At 69.0% G+C, this 21,888-nt stretch carries 17 protein-coding genes; 12 read left to right on the top strand and 5 right to left on the bottom strand.

All coding sequences use genetic code 11. The annotated features are described in order from the left end of the window. Window positions 1-83: 83 nt before the first annotated feature. Window positions 84-572 carry a preprotein translocase subunit SecG gene (gene secG / locus ACTTAG_RS13790; RefSeq protein ID WP_444462807.1) on the bottom strand — a complete coding sequence of 163 codons (489 nt, stop codon included), beginning with the start codon at window positions 570-572 and terminating at the stop codon, window positions 84-86. Window positions 573-748: 176 nt separating this feature from the next. On the opposite strand from secG, the gene ACTTAG_RS13785 reads away from it, so the two are divergent. Both ACTTAG_RS13785 and ACTTAG_RS13780 read left to right on the top strand, forming a co-directional pair. Then, complete coding sequence (locus ACTTAG_RS13785) at window positions 749-2,041, top strand: adenylosuccinate synthase (protein WP_444462806.1); 1,293 nt, start codon at window positions 749-751, stop codon at window positions 2,039-2,041. Between the two features lie 4 nt (window positions 2,042-2,045). Next, complete coding sequence (locus ACTTAG_RS13780) at window positions 2,046-2,291, top strand: DUF2842 domain-containing protein (RefSeq protein ID WP_444462805.1); 246 nt, start codon at window positions 2,046-2,048, stop codon at window positions 2,289-2,291. A 43-nt stretch (window positions 2,292-2,334) separates the two neighbouring features. Here the strand turns inward: ACTTAG_RS13780 and ACTTAG_RS13775 are convergent, their stop codons facing one another. Beyond that, window positions 2,335-4,737, bottom strand: a complete 2,403-nt coding sequence (locus ACTTAG_RS13775; RefSeq protein WP_444462804.1) for a hypothetical protein — start codon at window positions 4,735-4,737, stop codon at window positions 2,335-2,337. Between the two features lie 140 nt (window positions 4,738-4,877). Here ACTTAG_RS13775 and ACTTAG_RS13770 point away from each other — a divergent pair, with 140 nt between their 5' ends. Further along, entirely contained in the window at window positions 4,878-5,549 is a 672-nt protein-coding gene (locus ACTTAG_RS13770; RefSeq protein WP_444462803.1) for a thiamine diphosphokinase, read from the top strand. Here the strand turns inward: ACTTAG_RS13770 and ACTTAG_RS13765 are convergent. Then, window positions 5,500-6,411, bottom strand: a complete 912-nt coding sequence (locus tag ACTTAG_RS13765) for a DMT family transporter (RefSeq protein ID WP_444462802.1) — start codon at window positions 6,409-6,411, stop codon at window positions 5,500-5,502. The genes ACTTAG_RS13770 and ACTTAG_RS13765 overlap by 50 nt on opposite strands. 166 nt (window positions 6,412-6,577) lie before the next feature. Between ACTTAG_RS13765 and ACTTAG_RS13760 the strand changes: the two genes are divergently transcribed. Continuing rightward, entirely contained in the window at window positions 6,578-7,318 is a 741-nt protein-coding gene (locus tag ACTTAG_RS13760; protein WP_444462801.1) for an alpha/beta hydrolase, read from the top strand. A 99-nt stretch (window positions 7,319-7,417) separates the two neighbouring features. Then, on the top strand, window positions 7,418-8,122 hold the full coding sequence (locus ACTTAG_RS13755; protein WP_444462800.1) for an alpha/beta fold hydrolase: 705 nt from the start codon (window positions 7,418-7,420) through the stop codon (window positions 8,120-8,122). A 7-nt stretch (window positions 8,123-8,129) separates the two neighbouring features. On the opposite strand, the gene ACTTAG_RS13750 is transcribed toward ACTTAG_RS13755, so the two are convergent. Further along, window positions 8,130-10,481, bottom strand: a complete 2,352-nt coding sequence (locus ACTTAG_RS13750) for a methyl-accepting chemotaxis protein (RefSeq protein WP_444462799.1) — start codon at window positions 10,479-10,481, stop codon at window positions 8,130-8,132. Window positions 10,482-10,691: 210 nt separating this feature from the next. Beyond that, window positions 10,692-12,575 carry a methyl-accepting chemotaxis protein gene (locus tag ACTTAG_RS13745; protein WP_444462798.1) on the bottom strand — a complete coding sequence of 628 codons (1,884 nt, stop codon included), beginning with the start codon at window positions 12,573-12,575 and terminating at the stop codon, window positions 10,692-10,694. Here ACTTAG_RS13745 and ACTTAG_RS13740 point away from each other — a divergent pair. The 7 genes from ACTTAG_RS13740 (at window position 12,525) to hypF (ending at window position 21,879) form a co-directional block, all read left to right on the top strand. After that, complete coding sequence (locus ACTTAG_RS13740) at window positions 12,525-13,040, top strand: hypothetical protein (protein WP_444462797.1); 516 nt, start codon at window positions 12,525-12,527, stop codon at window positions 13,038-13,040. The genes ACTTAG_RS13745 and ACTTAG_RS13740 overlap by 51 nt on opposite strands. Before the next feature lie 614 nt (window positions 13,041-13,654). Further along, a complete protein-coding gene (locus tag ACTTAG_RS13735) occupies window positions 13,655-15,196 on the top strand; it encodes a Ni/Fe hydrogenase subunit alpha (RefSeq protein ID WP_444462796.1) in 1,542 nt (513 codons plus the stop codon). Continuing rightward, window positions 15,178-15,723, top strand: a complete 546-nt coding sequence (locus ACTTAG_RS13730; RefSeq protein WP_444462795.1) for a hydrogenase maturation protease — start codon at window positions 15,178-15,180, stop codon at window positions 15,721-15,723. The genes ACTTAG_RS13735 and ACTTAG_RS13730 overlap by 19 nt, the downstream gene beginning before the upstream one ends. An 86-nt stretch (window positions 15,724-15,809) precedes the next feature. Beyond that, window positions 15,810-17,186, top strand: coding sequence for a sensor histidine kinase (locus ACTTAG_RS13725; protein WP_444462794.1), 1,377 nt, complete (start codon window positions 15,810-15,812; stop codon window positions 17,184-17,186). Continuing rightward, window positions 17,183-18,181 (top strand): HupU protein, encoded by a 999-nt coding sequence (locus ACTTAG_RS13720; protein ID WP_444462793.1) that lies wholly within the window; start codon window positions 17,183-17,185, stop codon window positions 18,179-18,181. The genes ACTTAG_RS13725 and ACTTAG_RS13720 overlap by 4 nt, the downstream gene beginning before the upstream one ends. Then, window positions 18,178-19,608: a nickel-dependent hydrogenase large subunit gene (locus tag ACTTAG_RS13715; RefSeq protein WP_444462792.1), complete on the top strand. Its 1,431-nt coding sequence runs from the start codon at window positions 18,178-18,180 to the stop codon at window positions 19,606-19,608. The genes ACTTAG_RS13720 and ACTTAG_RS13715 overlap by 4 nt, the downstream gene beginning before the upstream one ends. Window positions 19,609-19,659: 51 nt before the next feature. Further along, window positions 19,660-21,879 carry a carbamoyltransferase HypF gene (gene hypF, locus ACTTAG_RS13710; protein ID WP_444462791.1) on the top strand — a complete coding sequence of 740 codons (2,220 nt, stop codon included), beginning with the start codon at window positions 19,660-19,662 and terminating at the stop codon, window positions 21,877-21,879. The last annotated feature ends 9 nt before the right edge of the window (window positions 21,880-21,888 follow it).

Below are 21,888 nucleotides of genomic sequence, written 5' to 3'. Positions count from 1 at the left end.
CTGTTACACGATTCGCAGCCTGCCCGCAACCAGACCGCAAGACTTGGAGTAAACTAAGAGCCGAACGCCCAGTTCTAGTGGGCTCAGTTCGAGGCCGGCGCCTGGCTATAGGGCGAGACGCCGCCGGGCAGAGCCGGCAGGCCCGAGGCCGGAGTTTCCGGCGCGGCGGGCGTTTCGACAGGGGCCGGGGCCTCGGTCGCGGCGGGCGGCGTCACCGGCGGCAGCACGGGCTCGTCGGTCGAGGGCGGCGGGGCCGAAATCAGCGGCGAGGTCCCGGTGCTTTCGGGCGCCGCGGGCGCCTCGGCCGGGATGGTGTCGACCACCGACGCGTCGCGACCCGCCCGGGCCGACAGCACGGTCAGCGTGATCGAGGTCCCCAGAAAGGCGATGGCGAAGACCCAGGTCAGCTTGGTCAGCGCATTGGCCGCCTGCCGCCCGGTCATCACGCCGCCGCCGCCACCCCCGCCCATGCCAAGGCCGCCACCTTCCGAGCGCTGCAACAGCACCACCCCGATCAGGAGCAGCGCCAGCACGAGGTGGACGACGAGGATGACGTTTTGGACGTTTTCCATGAGGGAGGCGCGCCTTTTTTCAATCGACGCGCCTATCTAGGCGCTTGGCCCGCGGCGCGCAACCCGGTTTTCTGCCGCGCGGGTCCGGGCCGGAGCCGTTGCGGCGAAAAATCGGTTTCCCCCGGGCGTTCCCCCCGCTATATGTCGCGCGGTTTTCAGACCTGCGGAGAATGCGAATGGCCAACGTGGTGGTTGTCGGCGCCCAATGGGGCGACGAAGGCAAGGGCAAGATCGTCGACTGGCTCAGTGAACGGGCCGACGTGATCGCCCGCTTTCAGGGCGGCCACAATGCGGGCCACACGCTCGTCATCGGCGGCAAGGTCTACAAGCTGAACGCGCTGCCCTCGGGCGTCGTGCGCGGCGGCAAGCTCTCGGTGATCGGCAATGGTGTCGTGCTCGACCCCTGGCATCTGGTCAAGGAAGTGGCGGCGATCCGCGAGCAGGGCGTCGAGATCAACCCCGACAATCTGATGATCGCGGAAAACACGCCGCTGATCATGCCGTTCCACGGCGAGCTGGACCGGGCGCGGGAAGCGCAGGCCTCGGTCGCGAAGATCGGCACCACCGGCCGCGGCATCGGGCCGTGCTATGAAGACAAGGTGGGCCGTCGCGTCATCCGCGTCGCCGATCTGGCCGATGACGAAACGCTGCAACTGCGCGTCGACCGGGCGCTTGTCCATCACAATGCTTTGCGCGCCGGGCTGGGCCTTGGCCCGATCGACCGTGAGGCGGTTCTGGCCGATCTGCGCGCCATCGCGCCCGAGATCCTGCAATATGCCAAGCCGGTCTGGAAAGTCCTGACCGAGCTGCGCAAGGCGGGCAAGCGGATCCTGTTCGAGGGCGCGCAGGGCTCGCTTCTCGACATCGACTTCGGCACCTATCCCTTTGTCACCTCGTCGAACGTGATCGCGGGGCAGGCGGCGACGGGGGTGGGCCTTGGGCCGAATGCGGTCGATTATTCGCTCGGCATCGTCAAGGCCTACACCACCCGCGTCGGCGAAGGCCCGTTTCCGACCGAGTTGAAAGACGACGACGGCGAGCGTCTGGGCACGCGCGGCCATGAATTCGGCACCGTCACCGGGCGCAAGCGTCGCTGCGGCTGGTTCGATGCGGTGCTGGTGCGCCAGACCTGTGCGATTTCCGGCATGAAGGGCATCGCGCTGACCAAGCTTGACGTTCTGGACGGGTTCGAGACGCTGAAGATCTGCGTCGCCTATGATGTGGACGGGGTGCGTTACGACTATCTGCCGACGCAGGCCGCGCTGCAGGCGAAGGCGCGTCCGATCTACGAGGAACTGGACGGCTGGTCGGAAAGCACGCAGGGCGCGCGGTCCTGGAACGATCTGCCGGGCGCGGCGGTGAAATATGTCCGCCGGATCGAGGAGCTGATCCAGTGCCCGGTGGCGATGCTCTCGACCAGCCCCGAGCGCGACGACACCATCCTTGTGACCGACCCCTTCGAGGATTGAGCCCGTGCCGATCCCCTACAAGACCCGCCGCCGTCTGGCGCTTTTCGTGCTCGTGATCGGGCTTCCGGCCTATATCGTCGCGGCGGTTTCGGCCGTTGCCTGGGCCGAAGCGCGCTGGGGCGGGCTGCCCTGGTGGGGGTCGGTGCTGGTCTATGTCGGGCTGGGGTTCTTGTGGATCGTGCCGATGAAGCCCATCTTCATCGGCGTCGGCAAACCCGACCCCGACGCGCAACCGCCTGAACAGAAATGAAAAAGGAGGGGCTTGCCCCTCCTTTCCCGTTTTGGACCCCGGCTCAGCGTCGCGCGATCTGGGCTTCGCTGCGGGCCTGATAGAAGCGGCTCGCCTCGGTGATCGCATATTGGCCGCGCTTCACCTTGGCGATCTTGCCCTGACGCAGCAGCGTGCCGAACACCCGCAGCCGGTCTTCGCGGCTGAAGCTTTCATCGCCCACCGCCGAGACCTTGCTCATGATCTGCGGCGGCGAGAAATGCGGCCGCCCCTCGACCTGCGCGGTATAGGCGGCGGCGGCTTCCAGCAGCTCGGCCAGACCCTGCGGCGCCCGGCTTTGCGCGAATTCGGCAAAGCTCGAGGCTTCCTCGGGGCTCAGCGGCACCTCGATCTCCTCGTCGGATTGCGCCACCAGTTCCACGTCCTGCGCCAGAAGCGAGGTGGTGATCCGGCGCGGCCGCACCGCCTGCGCCTTGGCCACCGCCTCGGCGGGGGCGCGATCGACGCGCTGTTCCGACACCAGAACCAGCGGCGCCGGGCGGGGTTCGGGCCGCGCGGCGCTCTGATGGTGGCTTTCGCCGACCGGGGGCAGCACCGGACGGCGCGGCCGCACCGCCTGCGTCAGATCCTGACGATAGGGCGCGGTGGCGTCGCGTTCGATCTCCTCGGTTCCGGCGCGGCGTTCGGCGACGGTCGCGGCGACCGCGGCCTTCAGATGCGCGATCGCCGAGATCCGGCGCCGGTTCTCGTTCCCGGCCATCTGCGCATCGGCCTTTTCCAGCAGCCGCGGCAGATCCCCCTCGGGCAGGGACGGCGCCTTGGCGGCCGGACGCGGCGCAAGCGCGATCGGCTCTTGCGGCGCCGCCACGGGGGCGCGGCGATCGACGAAACCGGGCGGCAGGGGCTCCGGCTCGGCGAAAAGCGCGTCCAGATCAATCTCGGCCGGGGCCGGTTGCGCCGGTGCGGGGTCGGCTGCGTCTTGCGCCGCGGCCTCCGGCTCCGTGCCGTCTTCGGCCGGCTGGTCGGCAGGATCAGCGACAGGCTCGGCGACAGGATCAGCGGCGGGGGCCTCGATCTCGGCGGCGATCTCGGCGGTGGGGGCGCTTTGTGCGATCACGCGGGCGGTCTCGGTTTCAAGGCCAAGGACCAGCGGTTCAGCCGGTTCGGGGGCGGCAGGGGCGTTGCCCCATCCGTCACCGCTCCAGCCTTCGATGCCCCAATCGGCATCGCCCAGATTATCGGTCAGCGCCGCCAGTTCGGCCATCAACTCGGCTTCCGCTTCGGGGCTGAGCCCGTCCGGCGCAGCGGCCTCGGCCTCGGGGGCGGGGGCCTCGGAAATCGCGGCTTCGGAAACGGGGGCCTCGGCAACGGGGGCCTCGGGGGCGGGCGCTTCGGGCGGGGCGGCGGAAATCGCCGCCATCACCCGGGCGATCTCGTCTTCGGCCGTGTCGGGCTCGGTCTGCGTTGCGGGCGTCACCGCAGCGGCGGGCGGCACCTCGGCGCGGCGCAGCTTGATCACCCGGGCCCGGATCACCGGTCGCGCAGGTTCAGTAGGCGCAGGCTCGGCCGGGCTCTCCGCAGCGGCCGTCGCAACCGTTTCGGGCGTTTCGGGCTGCGCGTCGGTCGGCACCTCCGGCTGCGGCGGGGCGGGGGGCGCCTCGGTCTCGGCCTGAAGCTGACGCGCGGCCCGGCGCTCGGCGCGCCGCCGCATCCGCTCGGCCTTTTCGGGATCGTGCACCGCAGGACGCGCCTGCGGATCTTCCGCACCGTCGGTTTCCTCGTCGCCCTCGTCGTCGCCCGCGTCCGCGTCGCCAGAGCCGATCGCCTGTGCCTCCTCCTGGCCCAGCGGCCCCGAGATGTCGAGCGCGAAGCCGAAGTCCTCGGGCGCGGCGATGGCGGTTTCCCCGGCGGCTTCCTCGGCGGCGGTCTCGATCTCGGGATCGGGGTCTGGGTCGGCAACCGTCTGCGCGGCACGGGCCTGCGCCACCGCCGAGCGGATGCGCTGCAGCTTCGCCGCCACCGAGTCGCTGATCGGATCGCTCACGGTTTCCTCTGCCGGGGCAGGGCCGGGGGGCGGGACCGGGGTCACCGGAACCATCACGGGCATCAGCACCGGCGCGGCGACGGGGGCCGCCGTGTCAGCAAGCGGGGGCGCCACGGACAGCGGCGCCGCGGCCGGTTCGGCCGGGCGTTGGGACGGCTGCGCCTCGGCCGCGCCGGGCCGCAAGATCACGCCGTTCTTTTCGATCTTCGCCTCGACCCGTCGCGCCATCTCGCGCTCGGCGATGCGATGCAGCATCTCTGCATCGGGCTGCGGCGGCTCGGCGCCGAAATACCGGTCTTCCGCGGCCAGATCGCGGAAATATTCCGCAATCGCCTTCATCGTGGTGAAGGGTTCGTCGAACCCCTCCAGCGTGCACGAGAAGGTGCCGTAGGAGACGGTTAAGATCTTGCTCGCACCAACCATGGGCCTTTCGCCTCTCCTCAACCTCATTGCATTCACCATCTTCGGGAACTGGTGCTTTCCGGTGAACGAAAAAGGGCAAATGCAGGGAATTTTAGCGATATCGGTTGCATGGCTTTGCCTTAATCGTAATCAATCATGCCATGAACACGGAAATTGTCCATTGCGAAGCCGGGGTCACGCTTCTGGGCGGGGGAATCACGACGCCCGAGGATGTTGCGATCTCGTTGACGATCGCGCCCGTTCTGGTGGCGGCCGATGGCGGGGCCGACCGGGCGCTGGCGCTGGGGCTGCGCCCGGCGGCGGTGATCGGCGATCTCGACAGCCTCTCGGCCGCGGGGCGGGCGGCGCTGGCCGACCGGCTGCATCCGGTGGCCGAACAGGACAGCACCGATTTCGGCAAATGCCTGCAGTTCGTCGCGGCGCGCTTCTATCTGGGGCTTGGCTTCACCGGGCTCAGGCTCGATCACACGCTGGCGGCGCTGACCGAACTGACCGCGCGGCCCGATCAGATCGTGATCCTGATCGCCGAGGATGAGGTGATCTTTCGCGCCCCCCCGCGGCTCTGCCTTGTTCTGCCCTTGGGCACGCGGCTGTCGCTGCATCCGATGGGGGCGGCTTCGGGGCGCTCCGTCGGGTTGCGCTGGCCGATCGACGGGCTGCAGTTCGCGCCAGAGATCCGCACCGGCACCTCGAACGAGGTGACAGGCCCGGTGACGATCGAGATCGACGGCCCGATGCTGGTGCTGGTGCCGAAAGATCAGATCAGGCCCGTGCTGGCCGCGCTTTTGCCGCCAGACGTTCGCGGTGGATGAGATAAAGCCCCGAGGCGGTGATGATCGCGATACCGACCCAGGTCAGCGCATTCGGAAAATCGCCGAAGACCAGATAGCCAAACAGCGTCGCCGTCAGCATCTCGAAGTAATGCAGCGGCGCCAGCGTCGAAGAGGGGGCGTATTTCAGCGCATAGCTCATCGACATGTGGCTGACGGTCGAGGCCAGCCCGACGCAGAAACACCAGAGCCAGAAGATCCCCTCGGGCGCCTCGAACCGGACCTGGCCGATGTCGAATTGCCCGCCCAGCGCGAGGATCGGGATCAGGATCACGATGGCGGCCCAGGCGGTGTGCAGGTTCATCGGCACCGGATGCATGTGGCGCGACAGCGCCCGCGTCAGCAGGATGTAAAGCGCGAAACTGACCGCGGTGCCCAGCGGATAAAGCGCCACCGTGCCGAAGACCGCAAAGGAGGGCTGGATCACGAAGAGCGCGCCGATGAAGCCCACGACCGAGGCGCCGATGCGCCGCGGCCCGACCTCTTCGCCCATGAAAAAGCGGCCGATGAACAGGATGACGAAAGGCTCGACAAAGGCGATGGCCAGCGCATCGGCAATCGGCATGTGCTGGACGGCGGCGACAAAGGAATAGGTTGCCAGAACCGAGACCGCGGCGCGGGCGAAGGTCAGGCCCAGCGCGCGGCGGCTCATGCTCCAGGGCTGGCCCAGAAGCGCCACGATCGGCACCATCAGCGCCAGCTGCGCGACATAGCGGCCGAGCGTGACGGTGCCGACGGGCACGCCCTGCGCCGCCAGTTTCGAAGCCACGTCGATCAGCGGCGCGATGATGCAAAAGCCAAGCATCAAGAGGATGCCGGGCAGGATACGGTCTTGATGGCTCATGCTTTCGCCTAGCCTGCGGGGCAGGGGGCGTCCATCCTGAAAACGACGGCCCGGGCGCGATTTGCCGCGCCTGCAACCTCGGGGTTGAGCCGGGATGCGATTGGGCGCTAGGCTTTCCCGAAGCTTCAGGCCCGACGTCGCAGGCCCGATGTCACAGGAGAGTGCCATGACCGATTTCTTCGACAGCCCCGAGGGCCGCCGCATCGCCTATGACCGCCGTCCGGGCAAGGGGCCGGGGGTGATGTTCCTGCACGGGCTGCATTCCGACATGACCGGCACCAAGGCCACGGCGCTCGATGCCTGGGCCGCCGAAACCGGCCGCGCCTTCCTGCGGTTTGATTGTTCCGGGCACGGGCAATCCTCGGGCGTCTATGCCGAAACCTCGATCGCGGAATGGTATCAGGACGCGCGGTCCGTGCTTTTGAACCTGGCCGAGGGGCCGCAGGTGCTGGTGGGCTCCTCGATGGGCGGCTGGCTGGCGTTGTTGCTGGCGCGGGAGTGCCCGGAAAAGGTCGCGGGTCTGGTGACGATCGCGGCGGCCGCCGATTTCACCGAGGACGGCTATTGGGCCAGCTTCTCGCCCGAACAGCAGGCGCAGCTGATGGAGCAGGGCTATCTCGATCTGCACCATGGCGGGCCGGTGCCCTATCGCATCAGCCGCAAGTTCATCGTCGACGGCCGCGACCATTTCGTGCTGCGCCAGCCCCTGGCGCTGCCTTTCCCGACGCGGCTTTTGCAGGGCTCGGAGGACCGCGCGGTGCCGCCGGACTGGGCGGTGAAGCTTTTCCATCACGCCACGGGGCCCGATATCCGGCTGACGATGGTCAAGGGGGCGGATCACAATTTCTCCTCCCCCGACAATCTGGCGTTGATCAAGGCCGCGATCGACGAGATTTCGCCGATCTGACGCCGGGGCGTTAACCTTTGCGCGAGGGGGGTTTTCCCCCGCGCGCCCTTCGCGCTACCTTGGGCGAAAAGCGCAAAACCGCGCGTCGCTGGGGTGAGCATGTCTGCCGATCCGTTGATCTTCCTGCCGGGCTTCATGTGCGATGCGCGGCTTTACTGGCATCAGATCATCGCGTTTTCGGCCGATCGGGCGGTGATCGCCGTGCCGCTGGCGGGCGCGGCGATCGAGGAGATGGCCGAGGCGGTGCTTGCCGTGGCCCCGCCCCGGTTCTGTCTGGTCGGGCATTGGCTGGGCGGGCTTGTGGCGATGGAGGTGCAGCGCCGGGTGCCCGAACGGGTCGCGGGGATGGCACTGATCGACGTCTCGCCTCTGGCCGAGACCCCGGCCCAGGCCGCCAGCCGCGAACCGCGGATCATCCGGGCCCGCACCGGCCGTCTGGACGAGGTGATGCTGGAAGAAATTCCCGCCACCGCGCTGGCCCCCGGAGAAGGCCGGGCCGAGGTGCAGGCGATGGTGCTGGAAATGGCGAGCGGGCTTGGCCCCGAGGTTTTCACCAACCAGTCGCGCGCGCTGATGCGCCGCCTCGATCAGCAGCGGGCGCTGCGCAGCGCCCGGGTGCGGACGCTGCTGATCTGCGGCGAACACGACACGATCTGTCCGCCGCGACGGCATGAATTCCTGGCGGAACTCATGCCGCAGGCCAGCTTTCGCCTGATCCGGGGCGCCGGGCATCTGGCGCCGCTGGAACAGCCGGCCGAGGTTTCGGCCACCTTGCGCGACTGGCTCGACGCGCTGCCGCGTTAGCCCGCCGTCACGCGCTGCGGCGCGACACGAACAGCGCGGGGGCCGCGGTTTCGGTCGGTGCAGGCTCGGGCGCGCGGCCGAAGGTTTCGACCTCGCCCTGCAGCCGGAAGGCCGCCACCGCCTCGGCCAGCAGCGTCGCCTCGCCCTGCAGCGAACGCACGGCGGCGTTGGTCTGCTCGAACACGGCGGCGTTTTGCTGCGTGGTGCGGTCCAGCTCAGTCGTCGCATTCGAGATCTCGCCGATCCCGGTCGCGGTTTCCTGCGAGGCGGTGACGATCTCGGTGATCTTTTGCGCCACATCCTCGACCCCGGCGACGATCTCGCGCAGGGCCCGGCCGGAATCATGCACCAGCCCGACCCCGTGGTTGACGTTGTTCGAGGCGGTTTCGATCAGCCGGGCGATCTCGCGCGCCGCTTCCGACGAGCGTTGCGCCAGCGCCCGCACCTCGGAGGCGACGACGGCAAAGCCGCGCCCGGCATCGCCCGCCCGCGCCGCTTCCACGCCGGCGTTCAGCGCCAGAAGATTGGTCTGGAAGGCGATGTCGTCAATCACCTGCAAGATGCGCCCGATTGCTTCGGACGAGGCCTTGATCTCGTCCATCGCCGAGACGGCGCGCGTCACCACCTCGTGCCCGGCCCCGGCGCGGGTCGAGATTTCGGTCACGGCGCTGCGCGCGGTCTGCGCCGATTGCGCGGCCGAGCGGACCGTGGCCGACATCTGTTCCAGGGCCGAAGCGGTCTGTTCCAGCATCGCCGCGTTGCGTTCGGACCGGCGGGCCAGATCGTCCGCCGCCCCCGCGATCTCGCGCGCCGAAGTGTCGACGGCGGTCGCAGACACCGAAATGTCGCCCAGCGTGCCGGTCAGGCTTTCGGTGGTCCGGTTCATCGTCTCGGCGATTTCGGCAAAGATGCCATGGAACCGCGTCGGCATGCGATGGGTCAGGTCGCGATTGGCCAGCTGTTCCAGCGCCACCCGCACCGCCGTCAGACCGTCATTCGCCGCTTCGCCGATCCGGTTCACCCCGGCGCAGAGATCGGCGAAGATGCCGACCTTGTCATCGGTGCGCAGCCGGCGCGAGAAATCGCCCTCGGCACAGGCGGCGACGACGGCGGCGATCTCCTGGGCGGCCGCATGTTCGCGCGCCTGGGCGGCGGCGGCGGCGGCGCGGTCTTCCTCGGCCCGGCGGGCGCGTTCTTCGATCTCGGCGCGTTCGGCCGCGGCCGCGGCGGCGCGGTCCTGCGCCGCGCGTTCGGCCGCGGCGGCGCTTTCGGCTTCGAGCCGTTGCCGCTCCAGGATCGTCGCACGGAAACTGTCGAGCGCCGCCGCGATCGAGCGGACCTCGCTCACCCGGGTGTCGGGCACGCTGATGTCGGTCCGGCCCGCGGCCAGCTCCTGCACCGCCGCCGTCACCGCGCGCAGCGGCCGCACCGTGGCGCGGAACAGCCGCAAGGCCGAGAGCGCCAGCACCAGAAGGCCGATTGCCCCCGCGCCCAGCATCAGCATGTAGCCGCGCCGTTTCTGCGCCTCGCTCGCCGCGAGCATCGTTGCGACATCGCTCTCGAACCGGGCGCGCAGCGCATCCAGCGCCAAGGGCATCGTGTCGTAGCTGTCATCGCAGGCCTGGGTGATGTCGGCCACCTGCAGGGCCAGATCGGCGAATTGGTGGAACGCCTCCTGATATTCGGTGAGCTTCGCCAGCGTCCGGGTCCGGTGTTGCTGCGACAGGAACATCGTCTCGGGGTAAGATCCGAAGGTCGCGATTTCCTTGTCGAGTTTCTCGATGTATTTCGCATCGAGACGCATGATGAAGTCCTTTTCGTGGCGACGCATCTTCAGCAGCGTCACCTCGACCTTCGGCAGGGCCAGCGACCCGACCATCTTCTCGGCGGCATGAACGGCCTCGCGCAGCTGCCCCTCGAGCCCCGATTCGGCGTCGAGGCCGAGCACCCGGCGGGTATCGGCATAAAGGGCGAAATTCTCTTCGTAGGTGTCCAGATTGTCCTGCAGCATCGCGGCCTGTGCACCCGCCTCGGCCATGCCGAGGCTGTTTGCCTCTTCCACCAGCGCCTTGAGCTGCGTCGAGGCCAGCACGATCCGGTCGGCATGATCGGTGATCTGCGATTCGGCGCGGGCGATGCGGAATTTCGCCTCGATGTCGCGGGCCGAGGCGAGGGTGCGTTCGAGTGTGGCCAGATCGGCATTCAGCGCGGCGATGGCGACGCCCTGACGTTCCGCGGCCCGGTCGATCAGGGCCGAATAGAACACCGTGGCAAAGACCGCCGCCGTGCAGACGACGATGATAAGGCCCATACGGACGAGATAGGAGAGAAAGCTGCTGGACGTGCCTGCGCGTGTCATGCTGTTGCTCCGGAAGTTCGCCCCGGTAAAATCCGCCAAAGGCATTAAGGCTAGGTGAAGCCGCGCGCGGATTGGTAAACTTGTATCTTTTGGCGCGGCCTTGGCGCCTGCGGTTGCGGCCGGGCCGGGAAGGGACGTGGGCCCCCGGCCTTGCGGTCGGGGGCCCGTCAGGTTCGCGTCCCGGGTCAGCGGCCCGGGGCGCGGCAAGGCTCAGGACGCCATCCGCAGATCGACGGCGCCGCGATGGGCGATGCGGAACACTGCGCTGAATTCCTTGAGCATCCGCGCCTCGTGCAGAAGCCCTTGAGTTGCCGCGGAATTTTCTTCGAACATCGCGGCGTTGTGCTGCGTCACCTGATCGAGCTGGTTCACCGCCGCCGTCACTTCGGAAATCCCCGAGGATTGCTCGGCCGCGGCATTGGCGATCGCATCGAGAAGCCCGTCAAGTTCGGTCACCAGCGTCTCGATCTCGCCCAGCGCGGTGTCCGAACGCGCTGCCAGATCCACCCCCGCGGCAACCTGCCGCGAGGAGGTGTCGATCAGCGCCGCGATCTCGCGCGCCGCTTCCGACGAGCGCTGCGCGAGCGCCCGCACTTCCGACGCGACGACGGCAAAGCCGCGCCCGGTCTCGCCCGCCCGTGCCGCTTCGACGCCTGCGTTCAGCGCCAGCAGGTTGGTCTGGAAGGCGATGTCGTCGATCACATGGGTGATGCGCGAGATCTTGTCCGAGCTTTGCGCGATGTCGTCCATCGCCCGCTGCGTCTGGCGCACGACATCGCGGCCGGTGGCGGTGGTGGTGCGGGTGCGGTTGACCGCCAGCGCCGCCGAGCGCGCCCCCTCGACCGAATGCGCGACCGAGGCCGCCATCTCGTTCATCGCCGCCGCCGTCTCTTCGAGCGAGGCGGCCTGGGTTTCGGTGCGCCGCCCCAGCTCCATCGAGGCCGTGCCCAACTGCCCCGCCTCGGTCTCGACCACCTCGGTGGTCTGCACGATCGAGGCGATCAGCCCGGTCATCTTTTCCAGCGCGCCGTTGAAATCATGGCGCAATCCTTCGTAGGCCGGGGGGAAGGTCTCGGTGATCTGCGCCGTCAGATCGCCCGCCGAAAGCGCCTGCAACCCCTGCGCCAGCGCCGAGACGACATGCATCTGCTCGCGCATCTGCGCCTCGCGTTCGGCTTCGGTGCGCTGGCGTTCCGCCTCGCGCTCCGCCCGACGGGCGGCTTCGGCGCGCTGGGCTTCGGCCTCGGCCTCCTGTTCGCGCCGCCGCAAGGCTTCCTCGCGGTCGCGCGCCTGGGCTTCGGCGCGGGCCATCTCGGCTTCCTGGGCCCGGCGCTGTTGTTCCAGCTGCGCCTTTTCCGCCAGCGAGGCCCGGAACACCTCCAGCGCGCGGGCCATGTCGCCGACTTCGCCGCGGCTGCCGGTGCAGGGCACGGGGCGTTCGGTGTCGCCTGCGGTCATCGTGCTCATGCGCGCATGCACCGCGCCGATCGGCCCGGTGACCGAGCGCGCCAGGGCCGTTGCCGCCCCGCCAAGCGCCGCCACCGCGACGAGCATCGCGATCAGCGAGACCTGGCGCAGATGGGCCAGCGCCGCCTTGATGTCGGCCACATAGGAGCCGGTGCCGACGATCCAGCCCCAGGGGGCGAAGTCGCGCACGAAGCCGATCTTTTCCTCGGGCGTGTCGCTGTCGGGTTTCTTGAAGTGATAATGCACCTCGCCGCTGCCGGCGGTCTTGGCGATCTCGATCATCTCGACGAAGATCTTCTTGCCGTAGGGGTCGGTGTAATCGCGTTGCGACTGGCCGATCCAGTCCGGCATCGTCGGGTGCACTTCGATCACGCCCTGATGGTCGAGCACGTAGAAATAGCCGGATTTGTCAAAGCGCAACGCGGTCAGGCGGCGGGCCCCTTCGGCCTGCGCCTCGGGGCGGGTCAGCTTGCCCTGCTGGACCTGCGCTTCAAGATCGACGAGTACGCCGATGGCGGTATCGGTGACGTCGCTGAGGTGCTGCTCGCGCATTTCATAAGCGTTCTCGACCGCGAAATGCAGCAGCGTTTCGGACAGGATGACAAGCGCGAAGGCGGCGAGTGCCACGATCGCGTAAATACGGGCGGATATGCCGAAGAGAAAGGTTTTCATGGGGCCTTTGGGTCTGGGAAGGTGGAAGCCTGGCCAGGCACAGAACGCGAAAACTGGGAAAACGGGCCGGAGTGGACCTGCAGGATGCCGGATAACTGTCAATTTTCCCTTACGGTTCTGGATTTGTTTCATGTTGCCTTAAGAGAAGATAACGCCCGGCCCGCGTCGGGGCTGCCCGGTGTGATCTGCGGCATGGCCCAAGCGCCGTCCCGGCCGGTCGCAAAGCTGCTGATCCGCCTTGCGACTCTGCCCGAAAAATGGGTCTGGAAGGATGGCTTCCAGTTCTGCCGTCTTGTGGAAGGTCTTTGGTTGAGGCGGTCCTGGCTGGCCCTGCCGCAGGGGGTGAAAACGGCGGTGGTTGCCCCGATCCGGCCCGGTTTCGCGTCGATTTTTCGCCTTTTTCCTGTGGCGGGCGGCTGATTTTGCACCGCCCCAATGGGGCCGATGCGGCCGTTTTTTGGTCGGACGCGGCCCGGTTCGCGTCGTCGGGCGCGCAAATTCGCGGGGTGCGGCGCGCGCTCTCCCCGAATGGGCCGGATATTCGGCCTGGAAAGCACGGCCGAAGGGACGGAAAGGGCGAGACTTGCCGGATCGGGTCGGAATCTGCCGCCTGAATGGTCAGCTTTCATGCCTTATCCCGCGGGTGGCGGCGCAGGCGGTGGCGCGCCCTTTGCCGCGGTTTTTATCCGGCTGTTGACCAAATCCGGCAATTCGTTTGACCGGCCCGCGGCGGTGGCGCAATTTCGACCTATCCCAAGGGAAGGGTGGAGGATGGAGAGGTTCGAGACGGGGCGGACCGCAGATCTTGGAACATGTCGGCGGGGTCCGGGTCGGACACATGGACCCCCGGCGGACATGGCGGCGGAACCGGGACATGTCCCGCACCCGACGACAAGGACTGCGGCGACCGGGATCGACCTCTCCATGACCCTCGACCGGAGGGGGGCGCCCGCTGTTTCCGGGCCGCGTTTTCCTCTGGTTTCCTGATGCCGATCTGCGGGTCAATCGCCCGTTTCCTGCCGCTGAGTGCCCCGATGCTTGCCCTCGAGACTGCCCCCGCCCCCCGGATGCCGCACCGGATCGCCCCGAACCCGGCGACCGCCGCCGCGGCGCAGGGGCCGGAGCCGCCGCAGGCCGAATCGCAAGGCCCGGACTCCCAGGGCAAAGTCACGATCCAGCTGGATGCGCGCGGCCGGGTGCATCGGGTGCGCCTGCAGACGCTGCAATCGCGCAGCTTCGAGCGTTTCCTGCAGGGCCGTCCCGCCCGCGACATCCCCGATCTGGTGCAGCGGCTGTGCGGCATCTGCCCGGTCAGCCACCATCTGGCGGCGGTCAAGGCGCTGGACCGGCTGACGGGCCATGACCGGCTGCCGCCCACGGCGGAAAAGCTGCGTCGGCTGATGCAATACGGGCAGATGGTGCAAAGCCATGCGGTGCAGTTCTACCACCTGGCCGAGCCCGATCTTCTGCTGGGCTTCGACTGCGAGACCACCCGGCGCGGCATCGTCGGGGTGGCGCGCGATTTCCCGCAGTTGGCGACCGAGGCGGTGCTGGTGCGCCGGTTCGGACAGGATGTGGTGCGGGCCGTCGCGGGCGGCCGGGGGCCGGGGGCCGGGGCGGTGCCGGGCGGCATGCGGCGCGCTTTGGGGCGCGAGGCCCGCGATCTCTTGCGCGCCGATGTCGATCAGGTGATCGACTGGACCTGTGGCGCGCTGCGGGTGCTGGAACGGCTGCATGCGATGAACCCGGCCTTTTACGACCATTTCGGCGAGGTCGGCGGCAACATGATCGGCCTTGTCTCGGCCTCGGGGGCGGTCGATTTCTACGATGGCCGCTTGCGCGCCCGCGATGCCCGTGGCGGCATGATCTTTGACGGCGTCGCCGCCACCGGCTGGCGCGGCGTGCTGGGCGATCAGGCGCGGCCCTCGGGCCGGATGCGCTTTCCGCATATCCGGGCGCTGGGCCCCGAAATGGGGTGGTATCGCGTCGGGCCGCTGGCGCGGTTGCAGGTCTGCGACCTTCTGACCTCCGAGAAGGCCGAGACCGAACGGCAGCGGCTTCTCGCCGTGGGGGGCGGGAAGCCGTTGCATGGGACGCTGTTCTATCACTGGGCGCGGCTGATCGAGCTTTTGCACGCGGCCGAGCTGATCCGCGACCTGCTCGACGATCCCGAGATCCTGGGCACCGATCTGATGGCCGATCCGGGCACGCCGCGGCGCAGCGCGGTCGGGGTGATCGAGGCGCCGCGCGGCACGCTGTTTCACCGCTACGACCTGGATGCGCAGGACCGGGTGCGGCGCTGCGATCTGGTCATTGCCAGCACCAACAACACCCGCGCGATGAACGAGGCGCTGCGCCAGGTGGCGCAACAGCATTTCGATGGCCGCGCGATCACCGAGGGGCTGCTGGGCCATCTTGAGGTGGCGATCCGCGCCTATGATCCCTGTCTGTCCGGGGCGGCGCATGCGCTGGGCCAAAGCCCGCTGGCGGTCGAGCTGCGCGATGCCGCGGGGGCGCTGGTGTCGGGGCTGCGCCGCGGCGCCGACGGGGGGGTGTCATGCTGCGTTCCGTCCTAGGGCCGCGTGTGGTCGTTCTGGCCTGGGGCAACGAAAGCCGCGGCGATGACGGGCTCGGCCCGCGGCTGGCGGCGCGCATCGCCACGGCGGGCTGGCAACATGTCACCCTGATCGAAGAGGCGCAGCTGCAGGTCGAACATGCGCTGGATCTGGTGGGGCAGGATCTGGTTCTGTTCATCGACGCTGGCATGGGCACGCCTGCGCCCTTTGTCTTTGCCCGGACCGCGCCGCGCCGCTTCACCGGCCCCTCGACCAGCCAGGGCATCGGCCCCGAGGGCGTGCTCGAGGCCTATCGCCAGGTGATGCACGACGAGCCGCCGCCCGCCTTCGTGCTGTGCCTGCGCGGCGAAAGCTTCGCGCTGGAGGAGGGGCTCAGCGCCCCCGCCCGGGCGCATCTGGCCAAGGCCTGGGGCTTTGTCATCCCGCTTCTGTCCTGGCCCGGCATCGACCGCTGGCAGGCGGCCGAGACCGGCGCCGTCGAAGACCTGTTTGCCGCGCCCGACCGGCGTCGTCCGGCGGCGGAATGAGCTCTGCCCGACGCCGCCGGGACGCCGCCCTTGCGCGGGTCCTTGCGCCGCCGATATGCTGGGCCTGCCCGAACCCAGGACCCGACATGCCCCGACCGCCCGCCAAGGACAGCGCGCCCCGCTTCGACCCGGCCCGTCTGGGCGCCCTTCTGCCCGCGCTGGACGGGGCCGGGGGAGATGCGGTCTGGGTCGATGTGCTGTCCGCCGTCGATCGCACCTATGCGGAACTCGTCGATTATCAGGAACGGCTGGAGCGGCAGAACCACGAGCTGGAAGACCTGCGCTCTTATCTCTGCTCGATCCTGGCCTCGGTCTCGGATGCGCTGATCGTCGCCTCGCGCGCGGGGGAGGTGCTGGGCACCTCGGCCTCGGTCGCGGCGCTGACCGGGCAAAGCGCCGAGGTCTGGCAGGGCCGGCCGCTCGCGGCGATGTTCGACCCGGCTTCGGGGGCGCGGCTGGAACGCACGATGGCCGAGGCCGCGAACCGCCGCGCCCCGGTCACCGTCGAGGCGGCGCTGATCGGCCCGAACGGCCCGGCGCCGCTGGAACTGTCCGTCAGCCCGCGGCTGGACGAGCGCGAGCGCATCATCGGCTATGTGCTGACCGGCCGCCCCTTGGGCGAATTGCGGCAGGCCTATTCCGAACTGGAACGCTCGCATGCGGCGCTGATCGCGGCGCAGGCGCAGCTGGTGCGCAATGAAAAGCTTGCCTCGCTGGGCCGGTTGCTGGCGGGGGTGGCGCATGAGCTGAACAACCCGATTTCCTTCGTTTACGCCAATGCCCATGCGCTGGAGCGCTACGCCGCGAAATTCGAGACCTATTTCGCCGCGGTGCAGGCGGGCGCCCCGCGCGAGGAGCTGGCAGCGCTGCGCGAGAGCCTGAAACTGGAACGCGAGATCGGCAATCTGCGCACCGCCATCCATGGCGCCCGCGACGGGGCCGAGCGGGTGCGCGCCATCGTCGAGGATCTGCGCCGGCTGTCATCAGAGGGCACGGGCGAGCAGGTGGCTTTCGATCTGGTCGCCACCGCCGGGGTGGCGGCCGATTGGGTGCGGCGCGGCTCGAAAACCGCGGTGGCGGTGGAGTTCACCGGCCTGCCCGCGCTCGAGGTGATCGGGCGGCCGGGCCATATCCAGCAGGTGGTGATGAATCTGGTGCAAAACGCGCTGGATGCGATGGGCGATTTTCAGGATGGCCGCATCCGCATCGAGGCGCGGATCGCGGGCGGGCGGGGCGAACTGGTCGTCTCCGACACCGGCCCGGGCGTGGCTGAAGACGTGGCCCCGACGATTTTCGACCCGTTCTTCACCACCAAGGATGTCGGCAAGGGCACCGGGTTGGGCCTCTCGATCAGCGCCAAGATCGTCGAGGAGCATGGCGGGCGGCTCAGGCTTTTGCCCGAAAACCCCTTGGGCGGCGCCTGTTTTGGCTTCGATCTGGCGCTGGCGGGGGCACCGGCATGAAGGTTCTGTGGTTGCAGGCCTCGGGCTGTGGCGGGTGCACGATGTCGGCGCTTTGCGCCGAGGCGCCCGATCTGATCGACACGCTGGCCGTGGGGGGGGTGGAATTCCTGTGGCATCCGGCGCTCAGCCTCGCCACCGGCGCCGAGGTGACGCGGCTTTTGCAGGCGATCGAGGCCGGAGAGGTCGCGCTCGATTGTCTGGCGGTCGAAGGCGCGATCGCCCGCGGGCCGATGGGCACGGGGCGGTTCCAGATGCTCTCGGGCACCGGGCGGTCGATGCTCGACTGGGTGCGGGCGCTGGCGCCGCTGGCCGGGCATGTCGTCGCGGTGGGCTCTTGCGCCGCTTATGGCGGCGTGACCTCGGCCGGGGGGAACCCCTCGGACGCGGTCGGGCTGGTCTATGAGGGCGCGCATCCGGGCGGCGTTCTGGCCGCCGATTTCCGCGCCCGCTCGGGCCTGCCGGTCGTCAATATCGCGGGCTGCCCGACCCATCCGGGCTGGGTCACCGAAACGCTGATGCTTCTGGCCGAGGGGCGGCTGACCGCGGCCGATCTGGATGCGCTGGGGCGTCCGCTGTTTTACGCGCAACATCTGGTGCATCACGGCTGTCCGCGCAACGAATTCTATGAATACAAGGCCTCGGCGCTGCAGCTTTCCGATCTGGGCTGCATGATGGAACATCTGGGCTGCGTCGGCACGCAGGCGGTGGGCGATTGCAACATCCGCCCCTGGAACGGCGAGGGCTCCTGCACGCGCGGCGGCTATCCCTGCATCGCCTGCACCGCGCCGGAATTCGAAGAACCCCGCCACCCCTTTACCGAAACCCCGAAGGTCGCGGGCATTCCGGTGGGCTTGCCCGCCGACATGCCGAAGGCCTGGTTCATGGCGCTCGCCTCGCTGTCGAAGGCCGCAACGCCCGAGCGGATCGCGAAGAATGCCGTCACCCCGCGCGTCACCGTGCCGCCGACGATCCGCAAACCCGGGGGGCGGCGATGAGCGACACGCCGCGGCTGGTCGTCGGCCCCTTCAACCGGGTCGAGGGCGATCTGGAAGTGCATCTCGATCTGGCCGAGGGGCAGGTGGCCGCGGCCCGGGTCAACGCGCCCCTTTACCGCGGGTTCGAGCGCATGCTGGAGGGGCGCGACCCCAGCGACGCGCTGACGCTGACGCCGCGGATCTGCGGCATCTGCTCGATCTCGCAATCGGCGGCGGCGGCGCGGGCGCTGGGCGCGGCGATGGGGCTTGCGCCGACGGACCAGGGCGCGCTGCTGGCCGCGCTCATTCATGCGGTCGAGAATGTCTCGGACCATCTGGTGCATTTCAACCTCTTCTTCATGCCCGATTTCACCCGGCCCTGTTATGCCGCCCGGCCGTGGTATCCGCGCGCGGTGGCGCGGTTTTCCGCGATCGAGGGGCAGGCGGGACGGGCCGCGATTGCGGCGCGTTCGGGGCTGATGCACATCCTTGGGCTGGTGGCGGGGAAGTGGCCGCATACCCTGGCGCTGCAGCCCGGCGGCGTTACCCGCACGCCGGGGGCGCGCGAGCTTTTGCGCATCCGGACCGAGCTGCGGATGTTCCGCAAGCATCTGGAAACGCAGGTTTTCGGCGGGCCGATCGAGGATTTCGCGGCGCTTGAGAGCCGGTCGGCGCTGCTGCGCTGGGACCGCGGCGATGCCGGGCTTTTCGTGGAAATCGCGGCCGATCTGGATCTGGACGCCTTGGGCCGCGGTGCCGGGCGCTATCTGAGCTTCGGCGCCTATCCGCTGGTCGAGGGGCATGGTTTCGCGCCGGGGCTCTGGCAGGCGGGCGCGGTCACGGCGCCGGACATCGGGGCGATTGCCGAGGATCTGAGCCATGCCTGGATGCTGGGCGGTACGGCGCATCCCTTTGACGGTGTGACCCGGCCGGATGAAACGATGCGCGCGGGCGCCTACAGCTGGTGCAAGGCGCCGCGGCTGGGCGGGCAGCCGGTCGAGGTGGGCGCGCTGGCGCGGCAGCTGATCGACGGCCATCCGCTGGCCGTGGATCTGGCGGGGGGCGGCGTGCTGGCCCGGGTCGCCGGGCGGCTGCTGGAACTGGCGCGGACGCAGCTGCTGATGGAGGGCTGGGCGGCGGCGCTGGACCCCGGGGCGGTCTTCATGGTGCAGGGCCGGATGCCCGAGGCGGGCACGGGCGCGGGGCTGGTCGAGGCGGCGCGGGGAAGTCTGGGCCATTGGCTGCGGATCGAGGGCGGCAGGATCGCCTCTTACCAGATCATCGCGCCGACGACCTGGAACTTTTCCCCCCGCGATTCGCGGGGCGTGCCCGGGCCTTTGGAGGCGGCGCTGGTCGGGGCTCCGGTTGCGCCGGGCGAGGACAGTCCGGTTTCGGTGCAGCATGTCGTGCGCAGTTTCGATCCCTGCATGGTGTGCACCGTGCATTGAGCGCGGTGGGGGCTCTGCCCCCACACCCCCGGGATATTTGAGGCAAGATAAATGCAGGCTTGGCAGATCAGGGTGCGCGGACAGGTGCAAGGCGTGGGGTTTCGCCCTTTCGTCTGGCAATTGGCGCGGGCGCGCGGGCTGCGCGGGGTCGTGTTGAACGATGCCGAAGGGGTGCTGATCCGGGTCGCGGGGGAGTTGGGCGATTTCGTTGCGGCTTTGCGCGATCAGGCGCCGCCGCTTGCGCGGGTCGATGCGGTCGAGGTGGCGGCGGTGGTCCTTGACGATCTGCCCGAGGGGTTTCAGATCGCGGCCTCGGGCGGGGCCGGGGCCGAGACGCGGGTGACGCCCGATGCCGCGACCTGTCCGGACTGTCTGGCGGAAATCCGCGGGGAAGGGCGGCGGCGCGGCTATGCCTTCACCAACTGCACCCATTGCGGGCCGCGCTTCACCATCCTGCAAAGCCTGCCCTATGACCGCGCCCGCACGACGATGGCGCCCTTTGCGATGTGTCCGGCCTGCCGGGCGGAATATGAAGACCCCGCCGACCGGCGCTTTCACGCCCAGCCCATCGCCTGCCCCGATTGCGGGCCGCGGCTCTGGCTGGAGGTGGGCGGGGTCGAGCTGCCGGGCGATGCCATCGCTTCCGCTGCGGCCCGGCTGAGGGCGGGGGAAATCCTTGCCGTGAAAGGGCTTGGCGGTTTTCATCTGGCTTGCGATGCGACGAATGCTGACGCCATCGACCGGCTGCGCGCAAGGAAGCACCGTCCGGCCAAACCCTTTGCGCTGATGGCGCGCGAAGCCGATCTGGACCGCATCGTCCGGGTCAGCCCCGCGGCCCGGGCGGCGCTGCGCGACCCCGCGGCGCCGATTGTCCTGATGCCCGCGCGCGGCACGCTGCCCGAGACCCTTGCCCCCGGCATCGGCGAGCTTGGGGTGATGCTGCCCTATACGCCGCTGCATCACCTGTTGCTCGACGCCTTCGGCGGCGTGCTGGTGATGACCTCGGGCAACCTGTCGGGCGAGCCGCAGGTGATCGGCAACGAGGAGGCGCGCGACAAGCTTGCCGCCTTTGCCGATGCCTTCCTGATGCATGACCGCGCCATTGCCCGGCGGCTCGATGACTCGGTCCTGCGGGCCGATACGCCGATGGTGCTGCGGCGCGCCCGCGGGCAGGTGCCGGGCACTCTGCCGCTGCCGCCCGGCTTCGAAACCACGCCGCAGGTTGTCGCCTATGGCGTGCAGATGAAGGCGGCGCTGTGCCTGATCAAGAACGGCCAGGCGCTTTTGGGCCATCACCTGGGCGAGCTGGACGAGGCCCTGACCTGGGAGGCCTTTCTTCAGGCCGATGCCGATTATGCGGCGCTTTTCGACCATCACCCGCAGGCGGTGGCGGTCGATCTGCACCCCGATTTCCGCGCGTCCCGCCACGGCGCCGCCCGGGCCGAGGCCCTGGGCGTGCCGCTGATCGCGGTGCAGCACCATCACGCCCATCTGGCCGCCTGTCTGGGCGAGAACCTTTGGCCCAAGGACGGCGGCAAGGTGGCGGCGATCGTGCTGGATGGGCTGGGGCTGGGCCCCGATGGCACGGTCTGGGGGGGCGAGCTGCTTTTGGGCGATTACGCGGGCTTCGAGCGCATCGCCTGGCTGAAGCCCGCGCCGCTGATCGGGGGCGACCGCGCGCAGAGCGAGCCCTGGCGCAATGCGCTGATGCGGCTCGACGCGGCGGGGCTGCCGGATCTGGCCGACCGGCTTTTCCCCGAGGCGCCGCGCGATCTGGCGCGGGCCGCGGCGGCAAAGCGGATCAACGCGCCGATGTCGTCCAGTGCGGGGCGGCTTTTCGATGCGGTGGCCGCCTGTCTGGGGATCTGCCCGATGCGCCAAAGCTACGAGGGCGAGGCGGCGATGCGGCTGGAATCACTCGCTTCCGAGACCGGGCCCGCCCCCGATCTGCCGGTGATCGCTGGCGAGATCGACCCCGCGCCGCTCTTTCAACTTCTGGCGGCAGGCCAGCGCCCCGACCGCGTGGCCCATGCTTTGCATGCCAGCCTGGCCCGGGCTTTTGCCGACGAAGCCCGGCGGCTGGTCGAAAGCGGACAGGCCGCGGCGGTGGCGCTGACGGGGGGCTGTTTTCAGAATTCCAGATTTGCAACCATGGCGGGAAATTTCCTTTCCGATCAAAGGATTCTGACGCAGTGCAGCATCCCCGCCAATGATGGCGGCCTTGCCCTGGGTCAGGCCCTTGTCGCGGCGGCCAAATTGGAAGGACATTGATCACAATGG

It is taken from the genome of Rhodobacter capsulatus, assembly GCF_052363185.1.
Lineage (GTDB): Bacteria > Pseudomonadota > Alphaproteobacteria > Rhodobacterales > Rhodobacteraceae > Rhodobacter > Rhodobacter capsulatus_E.
The sequence above is the reverse complement of the archived record's forward strand: the minus strand, read 5'-3'. Positions and strand labels throughout refer to the sequence as shown.